Source organism: Pseudomonas sp. GM49 (genome assembly GCF_000282355.1).
GTDB lineage: Bacteria > Pseudomonadota > Gammaproteobacteria > Pseudomonadales > Pseudomonadaceae > Aquipseudomonas.
Genome location: NZ_AKJL01000250.1, coordinates 1 through 7,351, shown reverse-complemented (window position 1 = coordinate 7,351; position 7,351 = coordinate 1). Strand labels below are relative to the sequence as shown.

The 7,351-nt window shown below is 61.2% G+C and carries 9 protein-coding genes; 4 read left to right on the top strand and 5 right to left on the bottom strand.

What is annotated here, in order from left to right; genetic code table 11:
• On the top strand, positions 1-183 hold a 183-nt coding region (locus tag PMI29_RS32715), incomplete at its 5' end, for a hypothetical protein (protein WP_238541673.1).
• A gap of 4 nt (positions 184-187) precedes the next feature.
• On the opposite strand, the gene PMI29_RS07740 is transcribed toward PMI29_RS32715, so the two are convergent.
• Entirely contained in the window at positions 188-481 is a 294-nt protein-coding gene (locus PMI29_RS07740; RefSeq protein WP_003226812.1) for a hypothetical protein, read from the bottom strand.
• Positions 482-537: 56 nt separating this feature from the next.
• Positions 538-1,143 carry an arylesterase gene (locus tag PMI29_RS07745; RefSeq protein ID WP_008001436.1) on the bottom strand — a complete coding sequence of 202 codons (606 nt, stop codon included), beginning with the start codon at positions 1,141-1,143 and terminating at the stop codon, positions 538-540.
• A gap of 10 nt (positions 1,144-1,153) precedes the next feature.
• On the opposite strand from PMI29_RS07745, the gene PMI29_RS07750 reads away from it, so the two are divergent.
• The 3 genes from PMI29_RS07750 to greB are packed head-to-tail and all read left to right on the top strand — an operon-like array spanning position 1,154 to position 4,873.
• On the top strand, positions 1,154-1,837 hold the full coding sequence (locus tag PMI29_RS07750; RefSeq protein WP_008001434.1) for an ABC transporter ATP-binding protein: 684 nt from the start codon (positions 1,154-1,156) through the stop codon (positions 1,835-1,837).
• Positions 1,837-4,341, top strand: coding sequence for an ABC transporter permease (locus PMI29_RS07755; RefSeq protein WP_008001433.1), 2,505 nt, complete (start codon positions 1,837-1,839; stop codon positions 4,339-4,341). Before PMI29_RS07750 ends, PMI29_RS07755 begins: the two co-directional genes overlap by 1 nt.
• 34 nt (positions 4,342-4,375) lie before the next feature.
• On the top strand, positions 4,376-4,873 hold the full coding sequence (gene greB, locus PMI29_RS07760) for a transcription elongation factor GreB (RefSeq protein ID WP_008001430.1): 498 nt from the start codon (positions 4,376-4,378) through the stop codon (positions 4,871-4,873).
• A gap of 18 nt (positions 4,874-4,891) precedes the next feature.
• On the opposite strand, the gene PMI29_RS31390 is transcribed toward greB, so the two are convergent.
• The 3 genes from PMI29_RS31390 to PMI29_RS07770 form a co-directional block, all read right to left on the bottom strand.
• Positions 4,892-5,200: a hypothetical protein gene (locus PMI29_RS31390; protein ID WP_008001428.1), complete on the bottom strand. Its 309-nt coding sequence runs from the start codon at positions 5,198-5,200 to the stop codon at positions 4,892-4,894.
• 247 nt (positions 5,201-5,447) lie between these two features.
• Positions 5,448-5,882 (bottom strand): DoxX family protein, encoded by a 435-nt coding sequence (locus PMI29_RS07765; protein WP_008001426.1) that lies wholly within the window; start codon positions 5,880-5,882, stop codon positions 5,448-5,450.
• Positions 5,883-5,985: 103 nt separating this feature from the next.
• Positions 5,986-7,351 (bottom strand): transglycosylase SLT domain-containing protein (locus PMI29_RS07770; RefSeq protein WP_008001425.1); only part of this gene is annotated, 1,366 nt, incomplete at its 5' end.

Genomic DNA, 7,351 nt, shown 5'->3' with positions numbered 1-7,351 from the left:
ATGCCGGAGCGAAGGAACCCCGAGCCTAAGCGAGGGGCCGGACGTTCGGGGCGAGCGCTTTTTTTGCTTACTTTTTTTAAGGCGTTTGTTAAAAAAGTGAGTCGCCGTAAGGGCGAAACCCTAAGCCGCCGTTACCTAAACAACGGATATGTACACAGTCAGCAAAAAACCAGCACGCAATGACGGATCAAAGCTCGAACCGCAACTCCGGCCAGATCGGCGAAGTCCCCCGCTTCTGCGACTCAAGAATGGCCCTGCACAGCGAACACAGCCGCTGATCCTGAAACACCCGGCGATCAACACTCGACCAGCGTGGCTGTGCCGGCAACAGGCTGCCGCACAAGGTGCGATCCGCCGAGCCGCCCAACTCCAATTGACGGGTCACCAGGTGTACCCGCACTTCCTGGCAGGCGAACAGATCCAGCTGTTCGTCAGGCTCGATCAGTTGGTAGGCAAATAGTGACCAGGCGGGACGCGGCATCGGGGGCTCCAAATCGGGGGCGCCACCTTAGCCGAAAGCCTGCCTCTAGAAAAGTGTCATAACAGCGGTTTTAGAGTAGGCCAGACATTTTCCAGCAACTTGTCCTGGGCCCCGGCCGCCGGGTGTATACCGTCGGCCTGCATCAAGTCCGGATGGCCGCCCACGCCGTCGAGGAAAAACGGCACCAGCGGGATTTTTTTCTCATCGGCCAGGTTGCTGTAGACCTCGGCAAACGCTTTTGTGTAACGCTCACCGTAATTGGGTGGCAATTGCATGCCGAGCAGCAACACCTTGGCACCGCTGGCCCGGGAACTGTCGATCATTGATGCAAGATTTTGTTGCAATTGAATTGGCAGCATTCCACGCAGACCGTCATTGCCGCCCAACTCGAGGATCACCAGATCCGGTTTATGCTCTACGAGCAGCGCGGGCAGGCGCGCCTGGCCTCCGGCACTGGTGTCGCCACTGATGGACGCATTGATCACTTTGTCGTCGAAACCTTCGCGCCTGAGCCGTTGCTCAAGCAGCGACACCCACCCCAGCCGGGTATCCAGCCCGAAACCGGCGCTGATACTATCGCCAACGATCAGGACTGTACCCGCCGCTGCGTTTTGGGCCATGCACATCAAGGCCAGGCCAGCACTCAAAAACCAGACACGCATCGGACTCTCCATGGGCGCAAGCATTCTCATCGCGAAGGACCTTAGCAAAGTGGTCCCCAGCGCGGAAGGTGAACTGACCATCCTGCACGAACTCAGCCTGGAACTGAACAAGGGCGATAGCCTGGCCATCGTCGGTGCTTCGGGCTCCGGCAAGTCCACCCTGCTGGGCCTGCTTGCCGGCCTCGATTTACCGAGCAGTGGTGAAGTCACACTCGCCGGGCAAGGCCTGAGCAACCTCGATGAGGACCAGCGTGCGCGCATCCGTGCCGAGCACGTGGGTTTTGTGTTCCAGTCATTCCAGTTGCTCGACAGCCTCAACGCTCTGGAAAACGTCATGCTGCCACTGGAGCTCGATGGCCGCAAAGACGCCCGCGAACGCGCCACCCAATTGCTGCAACGCGTAGGGCTGGGCCAACGCCTGACTCACTCGCCGCGCCAGCTCTCCGGGGGCGAGCAGCAACGCGTGGCGATTGCCCGCGCGTTTGCCGCCGAACCCGCTGTGCTGTTCGCCGACGAACCTACCGGCAACCTCGACAGCCACACCGGCGAGCGCATCAGCGACTTGCTGTTCGAACTCAACAAGGAGCGCGGCACGACTCTGGTGCTGGTGACTCATGATGAACGCCTGGCCCATCGCTGTCGGCGCCTGATTCGTCTTGAAGCCGGCCTGCTGGTCGCCCCTCTGGAGCCTTGATGGCACGCCTGCCGCTGTTACGCCTGTTCACTCTCGCCATCCGCCAATTGCTGCGCGACGCCCGCGCCGGTGAGCTGCGCGTGTTGTTTTTCGCCTTGCTGGTGGCCGTAGCCGCGAGTACTGCGATTGGTTATTTCGGCGCGCGCCTGAACGGCGCCATGATGCTGCGCGCTACCGAGTTTCTCGGTGCCGACCTGCTCCTCGAAGGCAGTTCGCCGGCACGCGCCGAACAGATAAGAAGCGGCGTCGAACTGGGACTGGAACATGCGCAGGTGGTGGAGTTTTCCAGCGTCATCGCCACCGACAACGCCATCCAGTTGTCCAGTATCAAGGCGGCCGATGACACTTACCCGCTGCGCGGCGAACTGAAAAGCGCGCCCGCCCCGTTCGCCACGCAAACCGTCGGTGGCGGACCGCAACCCGGTGAAGCCTGGGTCGAGGCACGCCTGCTGACCGCCCTGGACCTGAAGATCGGCGACAGCATCGATGTCGGCATGAAAACCCTGAAGCTGGCGCGAGTGTTGACCTATGAACCCGACCGCGCCGGCAACTTCTACAGCCTGACGCCGCGAGTGCTGATCAATCTCGGCGACCTTGCGGCAACCGGCGTGGTGCAACCCGGTAGCCGGGTCAGCTATCGCGAATTATGGCGAGGCAATGCCCAGGCACTCGAGACGTATCGGCAACTGATCAAACCGGGACTGGCCGCCAACCAGCGCCTGCAGGACGCCCGCGATGGCAACCGGCAGATCGGAGGCGCCCTGGGCAAGGCCGAACGCTACCTGAACATGGCCAGCCTGGTGGCGGTGTTGCTGTCCGGCGTGGCAGTGGCGCTGTCGGCAACCCGCTTCGCCACCCGCCGCTTCGATGCCAGCGCGTTGCTGCGCTGCCTCGGGCTGTCACGCCGGGAAACCATGGTCTTGTTCAGCCTGCAACTGACCGTGCTCGGGCTGCTGGCCAGCATCATCGGCGCCCTCCTCGGCTGGTTCGCACAGCTCGGGTTGTTTGCCCTGCTGCATGACTTGCTGCCGACCGACGTGCCCCCGGGCGGGCTGTTTCCGGCCATTGCCGGGATCGGCACCGGACTGGTGGCGCTGGCCGGTTTCGCCTTGCCGCCGCTGGCGGCCCTGGGCCGGGTCCCGCCATTGCGCGTACTGCGTCGGGATATGCTGCCGATTCCCTCCAGCACCTGGATGGTCTACGGCGCAGCGCTGGGCGCCCTCGGCCTGATCATGTGGCGCCTGAGCCTGGACCTGTTACTGACCTTTGCCCTGCTCGGCGGCGGCGTGATTGCAGCGCTGGTGTTGGGCGGTTTGTTGCTGCTGCTGTTGAAGAGTCTGCGGCGCTTGCTTGCTCGTGCGTCCTTGCCCTGGCGCCTCGGACTCGGCCAATTGCTGCGTCATCCGCTGGCTGCCGCGGGCCAGTCCCTGGCGTTCGGCCTGATTCTGCTGTCGATGGCACTGATCGCCTTGCTACGTGGCGAGCTCCTGGACACCTGGCAGAACCAGTTACCCAAAAACGCACCGAACTACTTTGCGCTGAACATCCTGCCGGCAGACAAACAGGCCTTCACCGATCACCTGATCGCCGTATCAGCACAATCGGCGCCGCTGTACCCGGTGGTGCCGGGGCGCTTGATCAGCATCAACGGCGAGCCGGTGCAGCAAATCGTCACCAAAGAATCGGCCGGCGACCGGGCGATCCAGCGCGACCTGAGTCTGACCTGGGCCGCGGACTTGCCGCCGGGCAACAAGCTCACGGCCGGCAATTGGTGGAATGAACAAACGCCGGATGATGTTCCCGGCGTGTCGGTAGAGGGCAAGGTCGCTGAAAGCCTGAAAATCAAGCTCGGCGATCATCTGATTTTCAGTGTTGGCGGGGTCAATCGTGAGGCGAAAGTCACCAGCCTGCGCGAGATCAACTGGGACAACTTCCAGCCGAACTTCTTCATGATCTTCCAGCCCGGCACCCTGAAGGATCTGCCGGCGACTTACCTGACCAGTTTCTATCTGGCACCGGGTCATGACCAACAGATCGTGGACCTGTCCCGTGCCTTCCCGGCGGTGACGATCCTGCAGGTCGAAGCCTTGCTGGAGCAACTGCGCAGCATCCTCGCCCAGGTGACCCTGGCGGTGGAGTATGTGTTGTTGTTCGTATTGGCGGCGGGGATGGCGGTGCTGTTTTCCGGCCTGCAGGCGACGCTGGACGAACGTATTCGCCAGGGCGCATTACTGCGAGCACTGGGGGCTGAACGACAATTGCTGGTCAAGGCGCGGCGCATCGAGTTCGGCTTGCTCGGTGCGGTCAGTGGTTTGCTGGCGGCGCTGGGTTCGGAAGTCGTGAGTTGGGTACTCTACCGCTATGCCTTTGACCTGCCGTGGCACCCGCATCCATGGCTGTTGCTGCTGCCACTGGTTGGCGCCGTGCTCATTGGTGGTGCCGGGGTGTTCGGCACCCGTCGGGCATTGAACGCCAGCCCGCTGACAGTCCTGCGCGAGGGTTGATAGACTCCTGCCATCCTCACCACAAGAAGCTGTCATGAGCCGTTACCGCCCTCCCCGCACCGCCGGCACCGCGCTGATCACCCCCGAGGGTGAAGCGCGGATGCGCGCCGAGTTCCATGAGCTGTGGCATGTACGTCGCCCCCAGGTTACCCAGGCTGTCAGCGAAGCCGCGGCCCAGGGCGATCGCTCGGAGAACGCCGAATACACCTACGGCAAAAAGATGCTGCGAGAGATCGACAGCCGCGTGCGTTTTCTCACCAAACGCCTGGAAGCGCTCAAGGTTGTCAGCGAAAAACCCAGCGATCCGAACAAGGTCTATTTCGGCGCCTGGGTCACGATTGAGGACGAAGACGGCAAAGAGTCGCGCTACCGTATCGTCGGGCCGGATGAACTGGACCTCAAACAGAGCCTGATCAGCATCGACTCGCCCTTGGCTCGCGCCCTGATCGGCAAGGCTCTGGACGCCGAAGTTCGAGTCCAGACACCGACCGGTGAACAGTGTGTGTACATCGTGGCAATCGAGTACCCGTGAACCGCAGCGTTCCGGGCCTCAGCGCCGGGTAATCAGCCCTTGCCGGGCAACGCGAGTGAGTTGCCTGATCACTTCAGGAGCGTCTTCGAGGCTGGGAGATTGAATCACCGCCAGATCGAAACTGTCGTCGGCAAAACGAGCAAGCGACTCACCGTCTTCGACAAACTGGATCAGGAAGGCAGCGGGACCGCCGGTACGACGTGGCCAGCCATCGAGATAACGCAAGAGCGTCGGCTGATGTTTGCCGCCAAGCAGGATTTTTGGATTGCGCTGGGTCAGATGTGCCGTGATCGGCGCGGGACGTACAACGGGGTTTAGTGCATTCATTGTGTCGTGTCTCTGCCTCAAAAGTCTGCATGGCAGGTGAGAGGCAACACCGAACCAGCGCTTTAGCGGTATTTCGAAGCCTGTTCTGGCTTCTGTCGGCAACTGAATGAGTCACCTGGCGCCCCGCAAGTAGCTGTTTAAATCGGCGCATGAGCAACATCCTAGAGAAGCTGACTGGACAGTGTCAAGAATGACGCTCAACAAAAAAGGCCCGCACGATGCGGGCCTTTTCGTTGAGCCAGAGCGGTCAGCCGGCGATGGCACGGTCCGCCGAGAGTTTGCCTGCACCTTCGATCAATACCGCGATACTGCCACCGAGCAAGGCCAGGGCGAATTCATAACCGTTGTTGGCCATGAACAGTCCGTTGCTGACGTGCACCGAGAAAATCGCGACCAGCGACAGAAAGATCAGACCCAGTGCGGCCGGGCGAACCAGCAGGCCGATGATCAGGGCCATGCCTGCAAAGAACTCGATGCCGCCCGCCAGCGTGGCCATCAGGTAACCTGGAGTCAGTCCCAGGCTTTCCATGTACTGCGCGGTTCCCGCCAGACCATAACCACCGAATGCCCCGAAGAGTTTCTGCGAGCCGTGAGCGGCGAAGACAATACCGACAACGATGCGCAGAACCGTCAGGCCGTAGCCAGCGCGGGTAGACAGTACCTTGTTGATCAGAGTGCTCATGCTGTTTCATTCCTTGTAAGTGTGTGTTGGTTGGCCGCTATATTAATCAGTAAATCCCATGTTAAAAGCGCAAAAATCTCAACATAAAAATCGAATTAATTGATCATTTTCGCAAGACAACTTTTTGTCCCTGGGGCTCCAACGACTCCCGCTCCCGGTCGAACGCCAAGAAATACTTGTTCACGCTATTAACATAGCTAACGGGGCCCATACCCACTTGCTCCATGGCAACGCGTTCGACCTGGAAGAACCACTGGTTGGGATTCAATCCTCGCCGCCGGGCTTCGGCGCGCATGCCCTGAACCCGCTCCGGCCCGATGTTGTAGGCTGCCAGAACGAAGGCCATGCGTTCGCGCTCGTTGAGTTTCGGGCTGGCAAAAAACTTGCGCCGGATCATCGCCAGGTACTTGGCCCCGGCCTGCACATTGCCGTCTACGTCCTGAATATTGTCGACCCCCACCCGCTGCGCCGCAGAAGGCGTGATCTGCATCAGACCGGTCGGGCCTCCGCCACTGCGGGCGGCAGGTTGCAGGGCTGACTCCTTGAAGGCCAGCGCCGCCAGGTCCAGCCAGTCCATGCCCTGGGCATCGGCGTGTTTCTGCAGCACCGGGCGAAGTTTTTCCAGACGCTGCCGGTCCGCCTTGGCCAATGGATAGTGCACTTGGTAGAGACGACGATAGATCCGCAGGAATGCGGCGTCCTGATCCGATGGTTTTTTGTAGACGGTGAGGAAACGATCAATGCTGGCCCGCAACATCGACGCATCGCGGCGCACGAACCAGAACTCTTCTCCCGGATCACTGATGAGTACCTGCCTGTCGAAACGCAGGTTGGGCAGGATCTTGCCCCAGCGTTCGGCGATCGGCTGCTCGACGATGGTCAGGTGGAAGATCCCGCCCTGCACCATCTCCAGTACGTCCTCGACGGCAAGGCTTGGATCGACCCATTCGACTTTGACCGGTGGCAGTTTGTGCAGGGCGAGTTTTTGATTGATCTGGCTGACGGCATCCCCGGCGGCGCTGCCGGCGGGTAACGCCAGGGTCTTGCCGGAAAGCTGTTCAAGCCGGGTGTAACGGCGTTCGCCTTTGATGCCCACCAGGACCAATGGGATGTTGCTGGCAATCGGCTCACTGGTGCTGACGGCGAAACCCGCTTGCAGATCAAGCAACTCGCCTGGCGCCACCAGATCACCCTCCCCGCGCTGCAATGCACCGAGCAGTTGATCCTTGGCCTTGGGAATGATCTTGAGGGTGATTTCCTGACCGTCACGGGCGTGGCCGTTGAGGTATTGCTCGAAAGCTCTCAGGCGATGGTATTCGACCCCGATCGCCTGCCCCTGAACTTCGCCGGAACTGTTGCGGCTCTGGTTGACCAACACCCGCAGCACACGGCTGCTGCGAATTTCCGCAAGGTCGCGCACCTTGGTGGCCGGTACGGCTTGCAACGGCCCGGGCAGACGCGCGACCGCC

Coding starts and splice junctions, on each gene's coding strand:
- PMI29_RS07750 (WP_008001434.1), top strand. CDS start 1,154: ATGGGCGCAAGCATTCTCATCGCGAAGGACCTTAGCAAAGTGGTCCCC.
- PMI29_RS07755 (WP_008001433.1), top strand. CDS start 1,837: ATGGCACGCCTGCCGCTGTTACGCCTGTTCACTCTCGCCATCCGCCAA.
- PMI29_RS31390 (WP_008001428.1), bottom strand. CDS start 5,200: ATGAATGCACTAAACCCCGTTGTACGTCCCGCGCCGATCACGGCACAT.
- PMI29_RS07765 (WP_008001426.1), bottom strand. CDS start 5,882: ATGAGCACTCTGATCAACAAGGTACTGTCTACCCGCGCTGGCTACGGC.
- PMI29_RS07745 (WP_008001436.1), bottom strand. CDS start 1,143: ATGCGTGTCTGGTTTTTGAGTGCTGGCCTGGCCTTGATGTGCATGGCC.
- PMI29_RS07740 (WP_003226812.1), bottom strand. CDS start 481: ATGCCGCGTCCCGCCTGGTCACTATTTGCCTACCAACTGATCGAGCCT.
- greB (WP_008001430.1), top strand. CDS start 4,376: ATGAGCCGTTACCGCCCTCCCCGCACCGCCGGCACCGCGCTGATCACC.